This is a genomic window from Myxococcota bacterium (assembly GCA_039030075.1).
Classification (GTDB): Bacteria; Myxococcota_A; UBA9160; order UBA9160; family SMWR01; genus JAHEJV01.
The window spans coordinates 91,377-111,220 of sequence record JBCCEW010000009.1 but is presented as its reverse complement, the minus strand read 5'-3'; the positions used below and the strand labels follow the sequence as shown (position 1 = coordinate 111,220).

The 19,844-nt window shown below is 69.2% G+C and carries 18 protein-coding genes; 13 read left to right on the top strand and 5 right to left on the bottom strand.

The window, feature by feature from the left end:
• Nucleotides 1–40 precede the first annotated feature (40 nt).
• The 5 genes from AAF430_11765 (at nt 41) to AAF430_11745 (ending at nt 4,631) form a co-directional block, all read left to right on the top strand.
• Entirely contained in the window at nt 41–1,012 is a 972-nt protein-coding gene (locus AAF430_11765) for an NAD-dependent epimerase/dehydratase family protein (GenBank protein MEM7410904.1), read from the top strand.
• Complete coding sequence (locus AAF430_11760; GenBank protein ID MEM7410903.1) at nt 1,012–2,052, top strand: zinc-binding dehydrogenase; 1,041 nt, start codon at nt 1,012–1,014, stop codon at nt 2,050–2,052. Before AAF430_11765 ends, AAF430_11760 begins: the two co-directional genes overlap by 1 nt.
• A gap of 273 nt (nt 2,053–2,325) precedes the next feature.
• Nucleotides 2,326–3,375, top strand: a complete 1,050-nt coding sequence (locus AAF430_11755) for a serine hydrolase (GenBank protein ID MEM7410902.1) — start codon at nt 2,326–2,328, stop codon at nt 3,373–3,375.
• A gap of 62 nt (nt 3,376–3,437) precedes the next feature.
• Nucleotides 3,438–3,872 (top strand): nuclear transport factor 2 family protein, encoded by a 435-nt coding sequence (locus AAF430_11750; protein MEM7410901.1) that lies wholly within the window; start codon nt 3,438–3,440, stop codon nt 3,870–3,872.
• A 6-nt stretch (nt 3,873–3,878) separates the two neighbouring features.
• Nucleotides 3,879–4,631, top strand: coding sequence for an SDR family oxidoreductase (locus AAF430_11745; protein MEM7410900.1), 753 nt, complete (start codon nt 3,879–3,881; stop codon nt 4,629–4,631).
• A 3-nt stretch (nt 4,632–4,634) separates the two neighbouring features.
• On the opposite strand, the gene AAF430_11740 is transcribed toward AAF430_11745, so the two are convergent.
• Genes AAF430_11740 through AAF430_11730 form a run of 3 tightly spaced genes read right to left on the bottom strand, consistent with a single transcriptional unit; the run spans nt 4,635 to nt 7,557 of the window.
• The gene (locus AAF430_11740) at nt 4,635–5,654 is read right to left on the bottom strand and encodes a TIGR03617 family F420-dependent LLM class oxidoreductase (protein ID MEM7410899.1); all 1,020 of its coding nucleotides are present in this window, start codon (nt 5,652–5,654) and stop codon (nt 4,635–4,637) included.
• Between the two features lie 45 nt (nt 5,655–5,699).
• Nucleotides 5,700–6,257, bottom strand: coding sequence for an aromatic-ring-hydroxylating dioxygenase subunit beta (locus AAF430_11735; GenBank protein ID MEM7410898.1), 558 nt, complete (start codon nt 6,255–6,257; stop codon nt 5,700–5,702).
• The gene (locus AAF430_11730; GenBank protein ID MEM7410897.1) at nt 6,247–7,557 is read right to left on the bottom strand and encodes a Rieske 2Fe-2S domain-containing protein; all 1,311 of its coding nucleotides are present in this window, start codon (nt 7,555–7,557) and stop codon (nt 6,247–6,249) included. The genes AAF430_11735 and AAF430_11730 overlap by 11 nt, the downstream gene beginning before the upstream one ends.
• Before the next feature lie 103 nt (nt 7,558–7,660).
• On the opposite strand from AAF430_11730, the gene AAF430_11725 reads away from it, so the two are divergent.
• The 5 genes from AAF430_11725 to AAF430_11705 all read left to right on the top strand — a co-directional run bounded on the left by AAF430_11725 (nt 7,661) and on the right by AAF430_11705 (nt 14,119).
• Nucleotides 7,661–8,293, top strand: coding sequence for a helix-turn-helix domain-containing protein (locus AAF430_11725; GenBank protein MEM7410896.1), 633 nt, complete (start codon nt 7,661–7,663; stop codon nt 8,291–8,293).
• A 37-nt stretch (nt 8,294–8,330) separates the two neighbouring features.
• Nucleotides 8,331–9,455, top strand: a complete 1,125-nt coding sequence (locus AAF430_11720) for a hypothetical protein (protein MEM7410895.1) — start codon at nt 8,331–8,333, stop codon at nt 9,453–9,455.
• 13 nt (nt 9,456–9,468) lie between these two features.
• Complete coding sequence (locus tag AAF430_11715; GenBank protein ID MEM7410894.1) at nt 9,469–10,551, top strand: phosphotransferase; 1,083 nt, start codon at nt 9,469–9,471, stop codon at nt 10,549–10,551.
• Between the two features lie 153 nt (nt 10,552–10,704).
• Complete coding sequence (locus AAF430_11710) at nt 10,705–12,936, top strand: NADP-dependent isocitrate dehydrogenase (GenBank protein MEM7410893.1); 2,232 nt, start codon at nt 10,705–10,707, stop codon at nt 12,934–12,936.
• A gap of 49 nt (nt 12,937–12,985) precedes the next feature.
• Nucleotides 12,986–14,119, top strand: a complete 1,134-nt coding sequence (locus AAF430_11705; protein ID MEM7410892.1) for a zinc-binding dehydrogenase — start codon at nt 12,986–12,988, stop codon at nt 14,117–14,119.
• A gap of 19 nt (nt 14,120–14,138) precedes the next feature.
• Here AAF430_11705 and AAF430_11700 read toward each other — a convergent pair whose 3' ends face one another.
• Both AAF430_11700 and AAF430_11695 read right to left on the bottom strand, forming a co-directional pair.
• On the bottom strand, nt 14,139–15,242 hold the full coding sequence (locus AAF430_11700; GenBank protein ID MEM7410891.1) for a glutathione S-transferase: 1,104 nt from the start codon (nt 15,240–15,242) through the stop codon (nt 14,139–14,141).
• A gap of 85 nt (nt 15,243–15,327) precedes the next feature.
• Nucleotides 15,328–15,966, bottom strand: a complete 639-nt coding sequence (locus AAF430_11695; protein MEM7410890.1) for an NAD(P)H-binding protein — start codon at nt 15,964–15,966, stop codon at nt 15,328–15,330.
• A 213-nt stretch (nt 15,967–16,179) separates the two neighbouring features.
• Here AAF430_11695 and AAF430_11690 point away from each other — a divergent pair, with 213 nt between their 5' ends.
• The 3 genes from AAF430_11690 to AAF430_11680 all read left to right on the top strand — a co-directional run bounded on the left by AAF430_11690 (nt 16,180) and on the right by AAF430_11680 (nt 19,773).
• Nucleotides 16,180–17,640, top strand: a complete 1,461-nt coding sequence (locus AAF430_11690) for a hypothetical protein (GenBank protein MEM7410889.1) — start codon at nt 16,180–16,182, stop codon at nt 17,638–17,640.
• 121 nt (nt 17,641–17,761) lie between these two features.
• On the top strand, nt 17,762–18,703 hold the full coding sequence (locus AAF430_11685) for a hypothetical protein (GenBank protein MEM7410888.1): 942 nt from the start codon (nt 17,762–17,764) through the stop codon (nt 18,701–18,703).
• Nucleotides 18,700–19,773, top strand: a complete 1,074-nt coding sequence (locus tag AAF430_11680; GenBank protein MEM7410887.1) for a phosphotransferase family protein — start codon at nt 18,700–18,702, stop codon at nt 19,771–19,773. The genes AAF430_11685 and AAF430_11680 overlap by 4 nt, the downstream gene beginning before the upstream one ends.
• Nucleotides 19,774–19,844 lie beyond the last annotated feature (71 nt).

Here is a 19,844-nt window from a genome sequence, read left to right as displayed (position 1 = left end):
TAGGCTGGGCGCCTTCGACACCTGCGGCGAGGCGTGCGCGATGGCGACAATCTTCTTGACTGGCGGCTCGGGCTTCATCGGCGGCGCCATCGCCGAGCGGCTGTCCCGCGAGCACCGCGTGATCGGACTGTCCCGCTCGGAGCGAAGCGACCGCAGCCTCGAAGCGCGCGGAGCCGAACCCTGCCGCGGCGATCTCGGCGATCCGGGCACGCTGCCCGAGCACGACGTCACGGTCCACTGCGCGGCCTATGTCGAGCCCTGGGGCTCTCGCGAGGATTTCTGGGAGGCGAACGTCGAGGGCACCACGCGGCTGCTCGCCGCCGCGTCCCGCGCCGGCGCGCGCCGCTTCGTGCACATGAGCACCGAGGCGGTGCTCTGGTACGGACAGGATCTCGTCGACGTCGACGAGACCCATCCCTACCCGGAACGCACGCCGATCCTCTACTCGGAAACCAAGGCAGAAGCCGAGCGCCGCGTGCTCGCCGCGAATACCGAGGCGTTCACGACCCTCGCACTGCGCCCGCGCTTCGTCTGGGGCCCCGGCGACACCACCCTCGTTCCATCGGTGAAGGAGATGGTCGAGAAGGGTGCGTTCACCTGGATCGACGGCGGGCAGGCCGAAACCTCCACCACCCACATCGCCAACCTCGTCCACGCCACAGAACTGGCGCTCGAACGCGGCGAAGGCGGCCGCGCCTACTTCGTGACCGACGGAGAGAACCACCGCTTCGCCGACTTCCTGCCGCGCCTGATGGCCACCGCGGGCGTCACGCTCCCGTCGCGGTCGGTTCCCGGTTGGCTCGTCGGTCCACTCGCCGCCGCGATCGAGTCGACCTGGCGCATCCTGGGCCTCTCCTCGGAACCTCCGCTCACCCGACACGCCGCCGGACTCCTCCGCTGCACCTGCACCCTGCGCGACGAGCGCGCCCGCAACGAGCTCGGCTACACGCCGGTCGTCGCCGTCGACGAGGCCCTCGAACAACTCGGAGCGAAGGAAGGAGCGCGATCCTGATGCGTGCCTGGCGTACCCATTCTTGGGGGCAACCCGAAGCGGTGTTGCAATGCGACGACATTCCCGTGCCCGATCCGGGACCGGGGGAACTGCTGGTCCGGACCCAGGCGCTCCCGCTCAACCTGAACGACATGGAGCGGATCACCGGCGGCAACATGATGGTGACGCCCGAGCTCCCGCTGGTGCCGGGAATGGAGGTCCAGGGCATCGTCGAGCGCGGAGGCGAGGGCGTCGAAGACTGGGCCGGCCGCCGCGTCGTCGCGATGACGAAGCAGGCGACCGGGGGCTGGGCCGAGTTCGCGATCTGCCCCGCCGTGTCCGCCTTCGATGTGCCCGACGCGATCGAAGGACCCGAGGCCGGCGCCTTCTTCTTCCCGTTCCACCTGGCGGGTCTCGGGCTCTGGGACCGCGCCGAGCTGCAGGCCGGCGAGACCGTCTTGATCCACGCGGCCGCCGGGGGGACGGGCGCGGCTGCCGTGCAGATCGCGAGGCAGGCGGGTGCCCGGGTGATCGCCACGGTGGGATCCGAGGCGAAGGCCGCGTTCGCAAAGCGCCTCGGTGCCGACGTGACCGTGCGTTACCGCGAGGAGGACTTCACCGAGGTCGTGCTCGCCGAAACGGCCGGACGCGGTGTCGACGTCGTCTTCGACGGCGTGGGCGAGGCCGTCCTGGATGGTTCGATGAAGAGTCTCGCCTACCACGGGCGCTACGTGATGATCGGGTTCGCCTCGGACAAGTCGGTCGCCGACGCCCCCTCCCTCGTGCCCCGGCGCATCGCCACCGGGAACTTCCGACTCTGCGGTGTCCTGCTCGCGTATGCGCCCGAGCCGCTGATCCCCGTGATGAAGAAAGGCATGGGTTGGAACTTCTGCCCGCGCTCGGTCGGAGACGGCATCCACGCGCGCATCCTCGAGGGGTTCGCGGCGGGCCAGCTCAACCCGGTACTCGGCAGGACCGCGGACTTCGACGCGATCCCGCGCGAGATCCAGGCCCTCTTCGACCGCGAGACGATGGGGCGCACCGTAGCCTGCTGGACCTAGGGACGTCCCCGGGCCGCCCGGGCCCGGAGATGCACATCGCTGCCCCCGGAGTTGCGCGCGGCTGAGCGACAGTTGCGGTTCGCTGTAGTGCGCGTGGGGTTCGCCCCCGCGGTGTACTGAAGAGCGCATTCGGGGCCACCGATAACTTGGATGCCCGCGTCGAGTCCGTCTCGGCGACGTGGCGTTCTTCCCCCTACCCCCGGACCGCCATTGCCCTCGGCCTCCCCTTCCCCGCCGCGCGTCCTGGCTCGCGCCTGCGCCCTGCTCGCCTGCGTGGCGCTCACCGCCCCCGCGTGCGCGGACGAGTGGCCCCGCTCGACCCCCGCCCAGCTCGAGCTGGACGCGCAGGGGCTCGATGCGCTGGTCCGCGATCTGCGCGAAGGCCGTCTCCCCTACGTTCGTTCGCTGCTGGTCGCGCGGCACGGCCGTCTCGCCGTCGAGGAATACGCGGCTGGGGTCTCGCCGGACGATCTCCAACACCTCCAATCGGTCACGAAGACGGTGACCTCGGCGCTGATCGGGATCGCCGTCGAACGTGGGCTCCTCTCCCTCGACGAATCCGTCGTGGACGTCCTCGAACCCTTCCACCCGACGCTCCGCTTCGACGATGCGCGCAAGCGCAGCATCACGATCGAGCATCTTCTGACGATGCGTAGCGGCACCGGCTACCACGAGCGGGGCTTCGACTCGCCCCACTCGCGACTCAACCAAATGGCCTCGGGCTGGCCCCGCTATTACCTCGACCTGCCGATGCTTCGCGATCCGGGCACCCACTTCCAGTACGACAGTGGCGGCGTGATTCTCTTGTCGAGCATTCTGCACGCGCGCAGCGGCCTGCACGCCGATGCGTTCGCCGAGAAGTACCTGTTCGGCCCGCTCGGGATCTCAAACGTGCGCTGGTTTCGCAACCGCGAGGGGCACCCGCACACGGGTGGAGGACTCTGGATGCGCCCCCGCGACGTCGCGAAGGTCGGCCAGCTCTACCTCCAAGGGGGCCGTTGGGAGGGTCGCCAGGTCGTCCCGGCTTCCTGGGTCGCGCGTTCCACGTCTCGCCAGGTCCGCCTCGAGCGCCCGACCGAGAGCGCATCCGGCTACGGCTACCTGTGGTGGATCCGATCCCTGGCGCCCGGCGACGCGCCGAACGGCGATGGCGTGATCTCCGCCGAGGGCTTCCAGGGCCAATACCTCTTCCTCGTCCCGAGCATGGATCTCGTCGTGGTGGTGACCTCGAAGGCGCCGGTCCCCGAACAGGATCGTCCGATCGAGTTCCTGTACACGCACATCCTCGGTCAGGGCTCGGTTCCCGCCGCTCCGGCTCCCTGAACGCGCTAGCCATCCGGTGTCGGCGCCAGCCCTGAGCTAGCCTGGCCGGCCTCGGAGGACCCGTGTCGAAAGAAGCCACCCGTGAGACCGTGGAACGCATGTGGGCCGCCCTGGGCCGCATGGACTGGGCGGAGATGAAGTCCTGTCTGCATCCCGAGATCTTCTACCAGGACGTTCCCACCGACGATCCGGGCGCGCGTGGCCCCGAGAACGTCGAGAAGCGGCTGCGCATCGCCTTCGATCACCTCGAACGGCAGGACCAGGTGTTGCACCACCTCGCCATCGATGGCGACGTCGTGTTCCTGGATCACACCGAAACCTGGACCTTCAAGACGGGCGAGACCGCGGCCCACAAGTTCGTGACGCTCCACGAGATGCGGGACGGCAAGATCTCGCTGTGGAGCGACTACTGGGACGTGAACAAGTTCGTGAGCCAGTACCCCCAGTGGTTTCTCGAGGTCATGGCAAAGCACAGCGCTTCCGACTTCGGGAACTGAACCGGGGTGGACCGCCTCACCGACCGCCGGGTGCTGGTCGTCGGTGCCTCGTCGGGACTGGGTCTCGCCGCGGCCCAGGCGATCGCGGCCGAGGGTGCGCACACCTGCTTTGCTGCACGCCGTCGTGACCGGATCGAGGCCGCGGCGCGGGCCGCCGGCGAGAAGCACCTCGCCGTCGTGTGCGACGTGCGCGACGAATCGTCCTGTCGCGCCGCCGTCGCGCGGACCGTCGAGGCCTTCGGGCGCCTCGACGCCGTGGTCTACGCGCCGGGGATCTCGTCCTTCTGTCCGATCGAGGAGATCGACGCCGCGACCTGGCGCGAAGTCCTCGACACCAATCTGATCGGTGCGTCCCTCGTCCTGAACTCGGCCATCGCCCACCTCGACGCGAGTGCGGGCAAAGCCGTCGTTATGTCCTCGATCGTGATCGACGATCGACCGCCACGACCCGAGCAGGCCACCTACGTCGTGAGCAAGGTGGCCCTCGAGACCCTCGTCCAGGCCTGGCAGGGCGAGCACCGACGCGTGTCGTTCACGACGATGGCGATCGGCGACGCGCTGAGCGAGTTCGGCGTCGGGCTCGACCCGGCGAAGCTCGCTCACATCGTCGAGCGCTGGAGCGCCGAGGGCTACATGTACGGGCGCATGATGGACGCCGAGAGCGTCGCCGCGGAAGTCGTGAACGCGCTCGCGTCGCGTGAGACGATCCGCCGGATCGCCATCACGCCGCGCTACCAGGAGAGCGAGTCCGCCGAGTAGCGCTCAGCCGGCGCGCAGCGCGCGGATCGCTTCGCGCGCGGCAGCGTCCTGGGCCGGATCCTCGGGAACCGGGAACAGGATGCGCTCGCAGGTGCCGCCGTACTGCGCGAGCACGCGATCGGCGATCTCGGCGTACGTTGCCGTCGGCACGAACGCTTCGACCACCTCCTCGGGCAGCACGCCATCCATCTCCGCCCAGCGCCCTTCGCGCGTGTAGTCGCGCAGGGTTTCGCCGACCGCCTTCCAGCCGTGGTGCTCGAGGGCCGGCCAGTACGCCGGCGTGCTCAAGGTGAAGACCAGCGTCTCGCGCGCCTTCCGACGTTCGCGCGCCACCGTATCGGCGTCCGGACCCGTCGCGATCAAGGGACCCGCCGCGATCTCGACGCGCTCGGCGCGGCCCGCGCGCTTCTGACCTTCGTCGAGCCGCGGGCGCATCACCTCGCGCAGGTAGCGCGCCTCGCTGTTGGTCGGGTGGGTCTGAATCGCGTCAGCGACCTCCCCCGCGGTGCGCGTCATGACCGGACCGACCGCACCGAGCAGGATCGCCGGCGGCCCACTCGGCAGGGGACCGGGGTTGAAGAAGGGCTGCAGCCGGTCGAGTCGATAGCTCTCGCTCTCGAATTGCAGGGGCGCGCCGTTCTGGAACGCGTCGAAGCAGGCGCGGACCGCCCCGACGAAGTCGCGCATGCGCGCGGCCGGCGCGCTCCACGGCATGCCGAAGCGCCCCTGGATGTTCGCCTTGATCTGGGTGCCGAGGCCGAGTTCGAAGCGCCCGCCGGAGCAGGCGTGGAGATCCCACGCGCCCTGGGCCACGAGCATCGGGCTGCGTGCGAAGGCCACGAGCACACCGGTCCCGATCTGGAGCGACTCGGTGGCCAGGAGCGCCGCATGACTGGCGAGCAGGCCATCGTGCCGTGCCTCGGGCACCGAGAGTCGATCGTATCCGAGGGCCTCGACGCGGCGGGCGTGGGCCGCGACGTCGGCCAGCGGCACGTCGGCACCCATCGTCGCAGTCACGTGCATGTGCGGAACTCCGTGAGCAGCCCATCCGATGCGGGACCGAGCGAGCTAGAAGAACAGACCGAGCGTGGGATAGCGGATCTCGGCCAGGTCGAGCACCACTTCGCGACGCGCGATCCGGTAGTCACTTTCGGCGTCGGCCACCAGCACGTCGCGGCGCTGACCGGCGTAGAGGAAGTCGGCGCTCCCTGGGCGGGTGTAATAGAGATGGAAGGCGCTCACGATCGAGAGCCGATCGCCTTCGCGTCCGAGGATCTCGACGTTTCCGACCAGCCGGCGCGTGCGCGCGGGCGGGTTCTCGGACCAGGCGTTGGGCTTGTAGCTGCGTTCGACGCGAAGCATCAGGTAGGGCAGCGTCTCGTCGCGGATCGGGAGCCCATCCGACTCGATGCCCTCGAGCTCGCGTTCCACCGAGAGCATCGACTCCTGCCCCTGCTCCGCGTTGTCGACCAGCGGGTTGCCGCGCCCCGGCACCACGTAGCGGATGTCCGGTGCGCACAGGGCGAGCCACTTCTGGTACTCGCGCCCGTCGAGGAGCCGGGCTTCCCGGTAGTACCACTGCTCCACGCGCAGCTGGAGCTCGGGGGTGACACCCTCAGCCGGCATCGCGGTCTCGCTCGGCTTCGCGATCTCGTTCGGCCTCGAGCAGGGCGTCCCGCCAGCGCAGGAAGAAGTGGCGCGCGTAGAACTCGTTCGCCGTCACGCTCACGAGCCCGGGCAGCTCGGGGTGGGGTTTCTCCTCGCCGAGGCCGAGCCCGTAGTAGTACGGCCGGTCCTCCGCGAAGTCGATGCGACTGCCGACGTACTGCTGCATCCAGGCCTCCGAGTCCTCCTGTTCGAGGATGCCGCCGGCGCCGAAGAACGCCGTGTGGTTGCCGCGCAGGATCTTCTTGAAGGCCTCGGGCGCGTCGGCCGGAACCACCGACCACGACCAGTACTCGACCCGCCCCGGTCCACGCGGGTGGGACACCTTGAAGGCCGTGTTCGACCACAGGAACGAGAGGTTGGGAAACACGCCGTAGGTCAGGCCCTTCATGCGCGCGCGCGCCGGGCCGACGCGCTCGGCGGCGCGCGCCTGGATCTCGCGCAGGTAGTCGTGCACCTCGGGTGCCAGCAGGGAGGCCATGCCCTCGAAGCCCCAGGCCACACTCTCGACCGGCGCGTCCTCGGGCATCCAGCGGAAGGTGGCCCCGTGTCCGGGCTCGGCAACGGCGCTGACGCCGCGCTCGAAGACCTCGGCGTTGGCCTCGGGCGGAATCACGGCGGCGTGGAGGAACGGCCCGTGATTGACGTCGCCGAGCTGGTTCTCGACCGGGAGCTTCCAGTTCGCGTCGATCACCCAGCGCTGGGGCGAGCCCACGAACTCGACGCCCTCCGCGAAGCGTCCGAAGAAGGCGTCGAGGTACCAGCGCATGTCGCCGAGGTAGTCCGCCAGCGACACCACCTCGGGGTCGAAACACCCGAACCACATCCCGTTCCAGCTCTCGAGACGCGGCACGGCCTTCAACCCGAGGGTGCTCTTGTCCGGCGCGTGCTGCAGATGTCGCGCCTGGGGAATCGCCTGGAGCTTGCCTTCGATCGAGTACGTCCAGTTGTGGTAGGGGCAGATGAACTTCGCCGTGTTCCCCCGATCGGCGCGACACACGGGCAGCCCCCGATGCGTGCAGCTGTTCACGTGGGCGTGCACGCGTCCATCGCGCCCGCGCACGACGATCACCGGGGTTTCGCACATGTAGGCCTGGACGAAGTCGCCCGGCTCGGGGATCTGGGAGTCGTGGGCGAGGAAGAGCCAGCTCTTCCCGAAGATCGCCACCTTCTCGAGCGCGTAGAGGTCGGGATCACTCCAGGCGCTGCGCTGGATCAGGGTGGCATCGGCGTTGACGACGTCGGCGACTCGCGGGGCCATGCGCCTCCTCCTCCAGGAACTCCGTCGGGCACGGAGAGCGGCGTCGCCCTCGGGCGACCCCATAAAAATTATCATGTGATAATATTTTGGACAAGGAGGCTTCGTGGCCCGCGGAACCCGAGACCCCGGCCCCCCGCCCTCACGACGCGGGACCAAGGGCGAGCGCACCCGCACGCGGATCCTCGACGCCGCCGAGGCGGGCTTTGCCGAACGCGGCTTCGACGGTGTTTCGCTGCGCGAGATCGCGGCGGAAGCCGGGATCCGCGAGCCCGGCCTCTACAACTACTTCGCGGGGAAGCGCGCGCTCTACGCCGCCGTGCTCGACCGCGCCCTGCAGCCGATGGCCGACGCCCTCGAAGCCGCGCACACCATCCCGGCCGCCAGCCTGCCCGGGCGCATGATGGACCTGCTCGCCGAACATCCCCGTCTCCCCGCGTTCTTCCAGCAGGCGCTCCAGGGCCAGGCCGGAGAGGCGGCGCCGCTGGTCGATGCCTGGCTCGATCGGCTCTTCGCCCAGGGGCTGGCGGCTGCGCCCCCCGCCGGTGCCTCGGGCGAGGACCGCAGCGAGGCGGCGATCCGGGTCCTCGCCATGTTCCATCTGGTCACGGGGTACTTCCTGTCCGAGCGCGCCTTCTCCCGCATGGCCGAGGGGCGTCTGCTCGATCCGGAGAACCTCGCGCGCCAGAAGAAGCTGCTCGCGCGGGTCGCGCGGGCGATGGGTCGAGGAGGCGCCTAGATTCCCCGGCGGCGCACGCGCGCCACGAGGAGGCGCCATGCTCTCGAAGTTCGACGACTACCCGATCCACCAGACCACCCACCCGATCGCCGTGCCCGCCACCAGCGATCGCAACGCCTACGACCGCTACTGGTTCAACGGCTATGACCGGGACGGTGCCTTCTACATCGGCATCGGCGCCGCGCTCTATCCCAACCTGGGGATCATGGACGGCGGCCTCTCGCTCGTGATCGACGGAGAGCAGCACGCCTTCCACTGCTCGCGCCGCGCTCCCCAGCAGCGGGACGAGATCGACATCGGGCCCTTCCGCATCGAGATCCTGGAGCCGATGAAATCGCTGCGGATCGTCGTCGACGACAACGAGACCGGGATCGCAGGCGAGCTGCTCTGGATCCCGCGCACGGCGAACTTCGCCGAGGGACATCAGCGCAACCTCGCCCCGAACCGCACCCACATGGAAGCCACGCGTTTCAACCAGTTCGGCTTCTGGCAGGGCGAGCTCCGCTACGAAGGCAAGACCCTCCGCGTCGATCCGTCGACGACCTACGGGACGAAGGACCGCAGCTGGGGCATTCGCCCGGTCGGCGACCGCGATCCGGGCGGGGCGCCGCCGAACCAGATGCCGCAGGTGTTCTTCCTATGGGCGCCGCTGCACTGGCCCGACCGCTGCACCCACGCGGGCGTGTTCGAGAACGGCTACGGCATCTGCTGGCACTGGGACGGGATGGTCCTGCCCACCTACGCCGACCCGGCACGGATTCCGGGGATCGAGGATCCCGACGCCCTGCCCTTGCGCGCCGTCACCCACGACATCGAGTACCTGCCCGGCACGCGCCGCGCGCGACGCGCCGTGGTCACCAAGACCGAGGTCAGCGGCGCGGTGAACGAGATCGAGCTCGAGGCAGTGCTGCCCTTCCGCATGAAGGGCATCGGCTACTCCCACCCCGAATGGGGCCACGGACAGTGGAAGGGCGAGCTCGCCGTCGGCGGCGAGAAGTGGAAGCTCGACGACATCGACGAGATGGCCCTCGAGAACCAGCACATCCAGCAGGTCGTGCGCGCCCGCTGCGGTGGCCAGGAAGGCATCGGCGTCCTCGAACAGATCTGCCTGGGGCCCCACGAGCGCTACGGCTTCAAGGAGTTCCTCGACCCGGCCCGCTAGCCGGCACGAAGCGATGCGCGTTCCCGACCTTCCGCTCTACGACGAGCCCCAGGCGATCCCCACCGATTGGGTCGCAGCGGTCCTGCGTCACGCGGGCTTCGACGTGGAGCTGCGCGGTTTCACGTATACCCCGGTCGGGACCGGCCAGATGGCCGACAACTACCGGCTCCAGCTCGACTACGCCGCGGCCGTGCCCGGCGCGCCGACCACTCTCGTGGTGAAGGTGCCCGCCTCGAACCCCACCAGTCGGCAGTCGGGCGCGTCGGGCGCCTACCTCACCGAGGTCAACTTCTACCAACAGCTCGCCTCCCAGCTCGCGATCCGCACGCCGCGCTGCCTGCACGCCGACATCAGCCCCGAGAACGACGGCTTCGTGTTGGTGCTCGAAGACCTGGCGCCGTGTGAGCAGGGCGACCAGATCCGCGGCGCCTCGGTCGCCGAGGCCGAGATCGCGCTGCGCAACCTCGCCGGGCTCCATGCGCCGAGCTGGGCGGGGGGCGCGCTCGAGAACGCCGACTGGGTCGGTTCGGCCAGCCCCGAGGTCGCGGCGATGATGTCCCAGATCCTCATCGCGAGTACCGAGACCTTCATCGAGCGGTACGCCGACCGCATGCACCCGGACGACGCGCCCGTCCTGCGTCGCTTCGCCGCCGGATGCGAACGCTGGCTCCTCGATTCGCCGGGCCGCCGCGCGCTGGTCCACGGGGACTACCGGCTCGACAACCTCCTCTTCGCCACGGACGCGGGCGGCGCGCCGGTCGCCACCGTCGACTGGCAGACCGTGGCCTGGGGCTCGCCGGGCCGCGACGTCGCGTATTTCCTGGGCAACAGCTTCCCCCCGGAGCTGCGTCGCACCCACGAGGGTGCTTTGCTGGCAGCCTACCGGGACGAACTCGCGAAGCTGGGCGTCGGGGGCTACGACGCCGACGCCTGCCTCGAGGACTACCGGCACGGCCTCTTTCAGGGACCCCTGGTCACCGTGCTGGGCTCGATTGCGGTGGAGCCCACCGAGCGCGGGAACGACATGTTCATGGCGATGTGTTCTCGCGCCTGCCAGGCGATCCGCGACCACGAGAGCGACGCGCTGCTGGCCTAGCGCGCCCGACCCGGTCCGGGGTGATCGAGCCTGCCCGGCGCCCCACGCCGCGCCGTCTTTGCCTATTCTTGGCCGCCTCGCAGGCGCGCGCCCCGTCTCGTCATCCGCCTTTCTCCCCTTCCACCCTTCCAACCCTCGCCGACGAAGGACACCATGAGCCAACCCAGCGCGAAGATCATCTACACCTTCACCGACGAAGCCCCCGCCCTCGCCACGTTCTCGTTCCTGCCGATCATCCAGACTTTTGCCGGGGTCTGCGGGGTCGCGGTCGAGACGCGCGACATCTCGCTCGCCGGACGCCTGCTCGCGGTGTTCCCCGAGCGCATGACCGACACCCAGCGCCAGAGCGACGACCTCGCCGAGCTGGGCGCGCTCACCCAGCACCCGGAAGCCAACATCATCAAGCTGCCGAACATCAGTGCGTCGGTGCCCCAGATGAAGGCCGCGATCCGCGAGCTGCAGGAGAAGGGCTACGACCTGCCCGACTATCCGGACGACCCGAGCTCACCGGAAGAGGAAGAGATCCGCGCCCGCTACGACAAGGTGAAGGGCAGCGCCGTGAACCCCGTGCTGCGCGAGGGCAACTCGGACCGACGCGCGCCGGCCTCGGTGAAGAGCTACGCGCGCAAGCACCCGCACTCGATGGGCGCCTGGTCCGCCGACTCGAGAACCCACGTCGCGCACATGAGCGGCGGCGATTTCCGTTCGAACGAACGTTCGACGACGATCGCGAAGGCCGGGAACCTGCGCATCGAGCACGTGGCGACCGACGGCACGACCACGGTGCTGAAGGACGCGGTGCCCGTGCAGGCGGGCGAGGTGGTCGATTCCACCTTCATGAGTGCACGCGCCTTGCGGGAGTTCCTCGAGGCCCAGGTCGAAGACGCGAAGCAACAGGGCATCCTGTTCTCGCTGCACATGAAGGCGACGATGATGAAGGTCTCGGACCCGATCATCTTCGGCCACTGTGTCGAGGTCTTCTACGCCGACGTCTTCGAGAAGCACGGCGCACTTCTCCAGGAACTCGGCGCCAACCCGAACAACGGGCTGGGCAACGTCCTGGCCGCGCTCGAAGGCGCTACGCCCGAACAGCGCGCCGCCGTCGAAGCCGACATCGAGGCGGTCTACGCCAAGCGCCCCGGCCTCGCGATGGTCGATTCGGACCGCGGCATCACCAACCTGCACGTGCCGAGCGACATCATCATCGACGCCTCGATGCCGGCGATGATCCGCACTTCCGGGCAGATGTGGGACTCGGCGGGCGAGCAGCAGGACGCGAAGGCGGTGATCCCGGACAGCAGCTACGCCGGCATCTACCAGGCCACCATCGACTTCTGCAAGCAGCACGGCGCCTTCGATCCGTCCACGATGGGTTCGGTCCCCAACGTCGGGCTGATGGCCCAGAAGGCCGAGGAGTACGGCTCGCACGACAAGACCTTCGAGCTGGCCGCGGCCGGCACGGTTCGCGTGGTCGACGAGAGTGGCAACGCGCTGCTCGAGCACAGCGTCGAAGCGGGCGACATCTGGCGCATGTGCCAGGTGAAGGACCTGCCGATCCAAGACTGGGTCAAGCTCGCGGTCAGCCGCGCACGGGCCACCGGCGCCCCGGCCGTCTTCTGGCTCGACGAGACGCGCGCCCACGACGCCGAGCTGATCCCCAAGGTGAAGCGCTACCTCGAGGATCACGACACCAGCGGCCTGACCGTGGAGATCCTCGCGCCGGTGGACGCCGCGCGGTACTCGCTCGAGCGCATCCGCGAGGGCAAGGACACCATCTCGGTCACCGGCAACGTGCTGCGCGACTACCTCACCGACCTCTTCCCGATCCTCGAGCTCGGCACCAGCGCGAAGATGCTCTCGATCGTCCCGCTGATGAACGGGGGCGGCCTCTTCGAGACCGGCGCCGGCGGTTCGGCACCGAAGCACGTTCAGCAGTTCCAGAAGGAGAACCACCTGCGGTGGGACTCGCTCGGCGAGTTCCTGGCGCTGGCGGTCAGCCTCGAACACCTGGCCGACGCTACGGGCAACCCGGGTGCGCGCATCATGGGCACCGCCCTGGACGCCGCCACCGGGAAGCTGCTCGACAACGCGAAGTCGCCGTCGCGGAAGGTCAACGAACTCGACAACCGCGGCAGCCAGTTCTACCTCGCGCTCTACTGGGCCCAGGCGCTCGCCGCCCAGACCGAGGATGCCGACCTCGCGGCGCGCTTCGCGCCGCTGGCGAAGCGCCTGGCCGCCGACGAGGCCGCTATCGTCGAGGAGCTGAACGCCGTGCAGGGGCCGCCGATGGACGTCGGTGGCTACTACATGCCCGATCCCGAGCGCGCCTCAGGCGCCATGCGACCCAGCGCGCGCTTCAATGCCGCACTCGATTCGCTCGGCTGAGCGAAGCCCGACCGCGAACCTCCACCACTGCGCCCACCAGGAGACCCCCATGACCCTCCCCAGCGAGTACCGCCGCATCGTGTCACGCGTGGGTGCCGACGGCACCCTCACGCTCTCGATCGACACCCAGCCGCTCCCCGAACCGCGGGAGCACGAAGTGCTGATCCGCGTCGAGGCATCGCCGATCAATCCGTCGGACCTCGGCGTGCTGCTCACCGGCGCCGACAAGGAAAGCCTGCGCGCCACCGGCAGCGCCGACGCGCCCGAGGTCCAGGCCGACATCCCCGCCGCGATGCTGCGAGGCCTGGGCGGTCGCACGGACAAGGCCATCGGCGTGGGCAACGAAGGGGCGGGCGAGGTCGTGGCGGCCGGGTCGTCGGAGGCCGCCCAGGGGCTGATCGGAAAGACGGTCGGCGCCTTCGGCGGGGAGATGTACGGCGAGTACCGCTGCCTGCCGGCCGCGCAGTGCATTCCGCTCGCCGAGGGCACCACGGCCGCCGAGGGCGCGTCGTGTTTCGTGAACCCGCTCACCGCCCTCGGCATGGTCGAGACCATGCGCCGCGAGGGGCACACCGCTCTCGTGCACACCGCTGCCGCCTCGAACCTCGGCCAGATGCTCCAGAAGATCTGCATCGCCGACGGCATCGACCTGGTGAACATCGTGCGGCGCCCGGAGCAGGCCGAACTCCTGCGCGGCCTGGGTGCGAAGTACGTCTGCGACTCGAGCCGTGACTCGTTCATGAAGGATCTCGTGGACGCCCTCGCCGACACCGGCGCCACCCTGGCGTTCGACGCCACGGGCGGCGGGACGCTGACGAGTCAGATCCTCACCGCGATGGAAGGCGCGCTGAACCGAAACGCGACCGGCCACTCCCAGTACGGCTCGACCACCCACAAGCAGGTCTACGTCTACGGGGGTCTCGACACGAGCGAGACGCGGCTCAGCCGCGGGTTCGGGATGGCCTGGGGGATCGGCGGCTGGCTGCTCCCGAACTTCCTGGCGAAGATCGGCGCGGACGCGATGCCGCTCTACGCGCGCGTCGCCACCGAGATCAAGACCACCTTCGCGAGCCACTACACGAAGCGGGTCTCGCTGCGCGAGGCCCTCGACGTGGACGTGATGCGCGCCTACGGGCGCCAGGCCACGGGCGAGAAGGTGCTGATCGAACCCAACCGGTTCTGATCCGCCGGGGCGCGATCCCTCAGGCGCGAACCAGCTTGAAGTCCCGTCGCGTCAGGCGACACGGGATCGTGGCGTCGAGCCAGTCGGGCGCACCGACCCGGCCGAGCAGGTCGCGGACGGACTGCTGCGCATCGGCGTCCAGCCCCTGGAAGTGATCCCAGGGGCGCTGCCACATCCACTGCTCGAAGGGGAAGATCGCGCGCTCGCCGCGCACCGGTGTGCCTTCGGCTGCGCCGAGCGCGAACCCGTGCATGCCGATGGCGCGGGGGACCTCGCTGGCGCCCGGGTTCGCCGCCGCCCAGTCGCCCAGCGCGGCGACGGTCGCGTCGAGGACCGGTCGCTGCTCGCGCAACATGCGCTCGATGACGGGGAGGAGCGTCGCCGGGACTTCGTCGCGGGGGAGGAAGGTTCCGGCCTTCGGCTTCGGGTCCATCATCCGCTTCACCCAGGCCACCACCCGCGGCGCGAGGCGTTCCATCAGCGCTCCGGAAGCCGGGTCATGGTATTGGTGCGCGTAGAGAGGACCGATCAGGCCGTAGTCGCCGATCGAGGGCCGCGATCCGAACAGGAACTCGTGCTCGGCGAAGTGCGCGTCGAGTTCACCGAGCAGCGCCTCGTAGCTCGCCTCGATCGCAGGGATCGTGGTGGCGTCGACCCCGAGCACCGGCAGCGAGCCGCGGAACGGCTTGCAGGTCTTCTCGCCGATCTCCCGCTGGGTCGCCGCGTCGGCGTCGGGTGCCGAGAGCGCTCCGAACTGGGGAATGATCCAGTCGGTGTTGTGGTTCCAGCGGTAGTGCATCGCCGGAAGCTTCAGCCACTCGTCGCCGTACACCTCGAGCAGCAACGCGACGCTTCGCTGACGCGGACCCTCGGGAAACACGGGCGCCTCGGGAAACACCGTCTCCAGGTGGTCGATGATGTCGCTGGTGTCCTGCAGGGTCTCGTCGTCGGGCGTCACCAGGATCGGAATCACCGGCCAGCCCACGCGGGGCAGGATCACGTCCCGGTACTCGTTGCGGCCCGACGCGACCTCCTCGAACGGAATCTCCTTGTAGCGAAGGTAGGCGCGGGCCTTTCCCGAGTAGTAGGAGATCTCGGCTCCGTAGAGCGTATAGGTTCCCAACGCGGCCTCCGTGTGTGGCAGACGGGCGGATCCTAGAGCATCGCGCCATCGGTGTCGGCGGAGCCGAGCGAATGTGGCAACACGCTCAGTACTGGATGACGGGCGCCTTGTGGAGCCAGGTGTCGCTCTCGAGCATGCCGAGCATCGCGTGCGCGCAGTCGGCGAAGCTGATGTGGGAGAAACCGCTGAAGGCCTCGAAACCCAGGCGGTAGTCGGCACGCTTCGCGCCCCGCCGCATCTGAAGAGGTCGCACGCCCACCCAGTCGATCTCGCGGTGGCGTCGCAAGAGGTCCCACTGATGGGCCTTGTCCCGATGGCGCAGCCCCATGAAGACTCGCGCGAAGAGCTCGACGAAGCGCGCCCCGATCGTCACGCGATCCTCGGGTACCAGCGTGCTCCCCCCGCCGCACCAGACCAGTCGATGCACGCCCATGCGCGGCATCGTCGCGATCAGATGGCGGGTCACGGTGGTACAGAGATCCTCCGGAGAGTGGCGATCGACGCCGATCGCGAACAGCACGGCCTCCACGCCCTCGGACAGGGCCGCTTCGACGTTCGCCTCTTCGAGCGCATCGCCCTCGACGACGCGCACCCGCGAGAGCCAGGCCTCGGGCAGCTTCTCCGGCGCGCGCGCCAGCACCGACACCTTGTGCCCGGATTCGAGGGATTGCTTCACGCACTCGTGGCCGAGGGATCCCGTCGCGCCGAAGACCGCTACGTGCATGACGCTCACTCTCGTCCCTGGCCCGCACCCTCGCAAGCCCGACGCGCGCAATCGCGCTTCGGGCTCACGCCAACTGGAGCCTCGGAGCGTCGAAAAGTGCACGCGAATCGAGCAGTTGCGAATCGCCCGGGGTGCGTGAAGTGCTTCACGCGGGGCGGCTGCGTCGCGGGCTACCGAAGCCCTCGGACGGGACTTCCCAAGCGAGGACACCACATGAAACGCTTCACGCTTCTCTTCGCCTCCCTGGGCCTCTTGGCGTTCGCCGCCCAGGGAGAGCAACACTTCTACGTCACCTCGGTCGAAGACAAACGCATCGACGTGTTCCGGCTCTCCGACGGATCCGCGGTGACCGACTGGAGAACCAACGGCGACCCCGTCGACATCCGCTTCGCCAGGCGGGCGGTCGCCGGTGTCTCGCGCGACTTCCTCTACGTGGCGGCCGAGGACGAGGCGACGATCCAGCTACCCGACAATCAGGGTGCGCGCGTCGACCTCAAGTTCACACCGAAGGGCATTCTCTCCCACGCCGTCGTGCCGATGGGGCAACGACTCTTCGTGCTTCAGACCAGCAACACGTCGGGCGGTTCGGTCCTGGCCGAGCTCGACCTGCAGGATCCGACGATCCACACCTGCATCGTGAACCTCACGAAGGACTGCTTCTGCTCGAGCGTGGCCTTGCACACCCTGCCGGTGCAGGACGCCCTCTACGCCGACTACAGCGCGCGGGCCGACCGCATCTACGTCGTCGCCGACAACGGGGAAGTCGCCGAGTTCGACCCGAACTCGGGGAACGCGAGTCTGGTCCACTTCGGTGGCGCGCCGCTGCCGAGCAACCCGGGCGGTCTGACCGCGGGACCCGACGGCACGATCGCCATCAGCGGCGAAGACGGGGGCCAGGTGATCCTGACCACGCTCGACCCGGGCAACGGCAACAAGATCGAGACCGTGCCGCTGCCCTTCTCCGAGGCCGGCGGAGTCGCGTTCGAGCCGCGCCGGCACCGCGACGGCTACCCGATCTGGGTCGGGGACGCGAGCCGTTCCCAGGCGGTGCGCTACCGCAACGATCAGCTCGAAGCGCCGGTCTCCACGGGCGGCAGCGGAGCCAACCCGCTCGACCTGGCGGTCGGGCACCGCGGTGCTGTGGTGACGGCAAACGAGGCCGACAGCGCGTCGATCGTGCGCAGCGGCGCCTCGCCGATCGTGAGCACGACCCACCCGCTCCCGACGGCGGTCACCCTCGGGCCCGTCTTCGAGGGCCCGGGGATCGACACGGATCCCTATGAAGTGTTCTGGGTCTACCGGGATCTCCACCAGCCGATCGGCAACCGGGTCGTCGTGGTGCAGAACATCGGCGACACCGATCTCAGCGTGTCCGCCCTCTCGATCTCGGGCTTCGATCGCGCGAACTTCGCGATCGTCGCGGACGCCTGTTCGGGAAACACGCTGCCACCGGGCGACCGTTGCACGATCGATCTCGGGTTCCGGGCAGGAGCGCCGGTGGGCGGGATTCGTCTGAAGACCCACACCTATCGGGCGAGCCTGACCATCGCTTCGAACGCCCCCTCGGTCTCGCTGCCCCTGGTGGGCGAGCACTGGACCGCGGGGATCTCCCGCAAGATCAGCGTCAAGTTCGTGCGGCCGAAGGTGAGCTTCGAGTTCGGCGACGGCGACTGAGCCGCGAGCCGCCGAGGAGAACTCCTCGGGCCCACCCCTCCTCGTCTCGAACGCGACACGGAGGGGTGGGCAGCGCCTTTCGCTTGGAGCCCGAGGAGCGCGGCGTGTACGCTGCCCCCCCATGTCGCACCCCGACGACCGATTCCACCCGGCGCCCGACGACGACCCGTTCTGGACCGAGACCTGCTGGTTCACCTTCGCCGTTCCCGAGCGCAAGCTCTCGGGCCAGCTCTACCCGTTCTTGCGGCGCAACCAGGGCGTCACGTCCAGCGCCTGCTTCCTGTGGGACGACACGGGCTCCGAACTCTGGGACTGCCTCTACGCGAAGAACCTCTGGCACGTCCCCCTCGCAGACGACGCGCGCCTCGAAGCCCTCTCCCTGCCGAGCGGGCTGCATTACGAGTGCCTCGAGGACCTGAAGCGCTATCGACTGCGCTACCTCGACCCGGACGAGAAGCGCGTCGAGATCGACCTCCACTTCGACGCACTGCAACCGCCGAACTACCTGGCGGAGTCCCACCTCGATCAGCCGGGTCGCTACACCGGGACGATCCGAATCGACGACGAGAGCGTGCCCGTCGACGCCTTCGGGTTTCGGGACCGCTCCTGGGGATCGCGCTCTCAGATCGGCGACACGCTGTCGAACTCGGGAGCACCGCGTGGGGGCTACAGCTACGCCACCGCCTCGGAGGGCGACGGGTTTCACGCCATCACCATGGCGTTCGAAGCCGACGCCTGCATCCCGATCCACGGCTACCTCGTGCGCGATGGGGAGTACGCGAAGCTGGTGCCGGGCAAGGGCGGTCGCGACGTGCTCGAGCGCGCGGAACGCGATGCCCCGACGCGCGTGCGCCTGCGGGGCGAAGACGAACTCGGCCGCGCCTTCGAGGCCGAAGGCCGCTGTGTGAACAAGATCGGCGTGCACCTCAACCCCAACCTGTTCACCTGGAACTGTCTGACCGAGTGGGAATGGGACGGCGGTCGCGGCTGGGGCGAGGACCACGACAACTGGAGCGCACCCGCGGCCACCCGCTTCTTCCGCGCGCTGCGGGCGGGACGATGAGCCTGCCGAGCGACGACGAGCTGCGTCCGCTCTTCGCAGCCTGGCTCGCGAAGCGCTGGCCCGACGTGGGCGATCTCCGGGTGCACGCGTTCGAGAACCCGAAGTCGGGTTTCTCCGCCCGGACGATCTTCGTCCCGATCGAGTACACCCGCGGCGGCGCGCCCCACGCCGAGCGGGTGGTGCTGCGGCTCGAGAATCCGGAGCCCGCCATCTATCCCCAGCAGGCGCCCGGTCTCGACGTCGAGATCGACATCCAATATCGCGTGATGGAGGCCCTCGCGCAGACCGACTGCGCGCCTCTCGCGGGCTTGATCGGCTACGAGGCGGACGCGTCCGTCCTCGGGACCCCCTTCTTTGCGATGGAGTACATCGGGGGCGACGTCACGATCGAGAACCCGCCCTACACCCAGCAGGGGTTCTTCTTCGACGCGAGCCCCGACGCACGCAGGCGGATGATCACCGAGGGCCTGCGCATCCTCGCCAGGGTCCACACCCTCGACCCCACCGAAGCCGGCCTCGGCTGGCTCGCCCACCCGGCGCACCCGCCCGGGATCGAGCGCCAGCTCGACCTCTGGGAGGCCTTCGGCCGAAGCGAACTCCGGGATCGCACCCTGCCCGTCTTCGACGAGGGGGTGGCCTGGCTGCGGGAGCGCCTGCCAAGGGGCCTCGAGAACCGTTTCAGTTGGGGCGATGCGCGGCTCGGGAACATCATCTTCCGCGACGCCCGTCCCGTCTGCATCACCGACTTCGAGAACAGCGCGATCGCGCCCGCCGAGTTCGACCTCGGCTGGTGGTTGATGTTCGATCGGACCATGCACGAGAGCGTGGGGACCGCGCGCCTCGAGGGCGAGCCGACCCGCGGAGAACAACGCGACCTCTATTGCGGGTTCGCAGGCCGCGACCTCGGCGACACCCACTTCTACGAAGTGCTGGGCGGACTCCGCTACACGGCGATCGTCGTCCGCGTGATGAACCGGGCCGTGGAACGCGGAGTCGTGCCCGCCGATCACGAGATCTGGAAGCACAACCCCGCGGCAATGGCGCTGCGGGGGCTGCTCGACGAGGCCTAGCAGGCCCGCCGCCGACGGGTTGGCGCCGCGCGCGCGCGCATTGGCTATACCCCGCTCTCTGCGGGGGATCG

What these genes read in the sequence shown, in the direction of transcription:
- AAF430_11765 (MEM7410904.1), top strand. Translation starts at nt 41, where the DNA reads ATGGCGACAATCTTCTTGACTGGCGGCTCGGGCTTCATCGGCGGCGCC.
- AAF430_11760 (MEM7410903.1), top strand. Translation starts at nt 1,012, where the DNA reads ATGCGTGCCTGGCGTACCCATTCTTGGGGGCAACCCGAAGCGGTGTTG.
- AAF430_11740 (MEM7410899.1), bottom strand. Translation starts at nt 5,654, where the DNA reads ATGCACGTGACTGCGACGATGGGTGCCGACGTGCCGCTGGCCGACGTC.
- AAF430_11735 (MEM7410898.1), bottom strand. Translation starts at nt 6,257, where the DNA reads ATGCCGGCTGAGGGTGTCACCCCCGAGCTCCAGCTGCGCGTGGAGCAG.
- AAF430_11730 (MEM7410897.1), bottom strand. Translation starts at nt 7,557, where the DNA reads ATGGCCCCGCGAGTCGCCGACGTCGTCAACGCCGATGCCACCCTGATC.
- AAF430_11720 (MEM7410895.1), top strand. Translation starts at nt 8,331, where the DNA reads ATGCTCTCGAAGTTCGACGACTACCCGATCCACCAGACCACCCACCCG.
- AAF430_11715 (MEM7410894.1), top strand. Translation starts at nt 9,469, where the DNA reads ATGCGCGTTCCCGACCTTCCGCTCTACGACGAGCCCCAGGCGATCCCC.
- AAF430_11710 (MEM7410893.1), top strand. Translation starts at nt 10,705, where the DNA reads ATGAGCCAACCCAGCGCGAAGATCATCTACACCTTCACCGACGAAGCC.
- AAF430_11705 (MEM7410892.1), top strand. Translation starts at nt 12,986, where the DNA reads ATGACCCTCCCCAGCGAGTACCGCCGCATCGTGTCACGCGTGGGTGCC.
- AAF430_11695 (MEM7410890.1), bottom strand. Translation starts at nt 15,966, where the DNA reads ATGCACGTAGCGGTCTTCGGCGCGACGGGATCCCTCGGCCACGAGTGC.
- AAF430_11690 (MEM7410889.1), top strand. Translation starts at nt 16,180, where the DNA reads ATGAAACGCTTCACGCTTCTCTTCGCCTCCCTGGGCCTCTTGGCGTTC.
- AAF430_11685 (MEM7410888.1), top strand. Translation starts at nt 17,762, where the DNA reads ATGTCGCACCCCGACGACCGATTCCACCCGGCGCCCGACGACGACCCG.
- AAF430_11680 (MEM7410887.1), top strand. Translation starts at nt 18,700, where the DNA reads ATGAGCCTGCCGAGCGACGACGAGCTGCGTCCGCTCTTCGCAGCCTGG.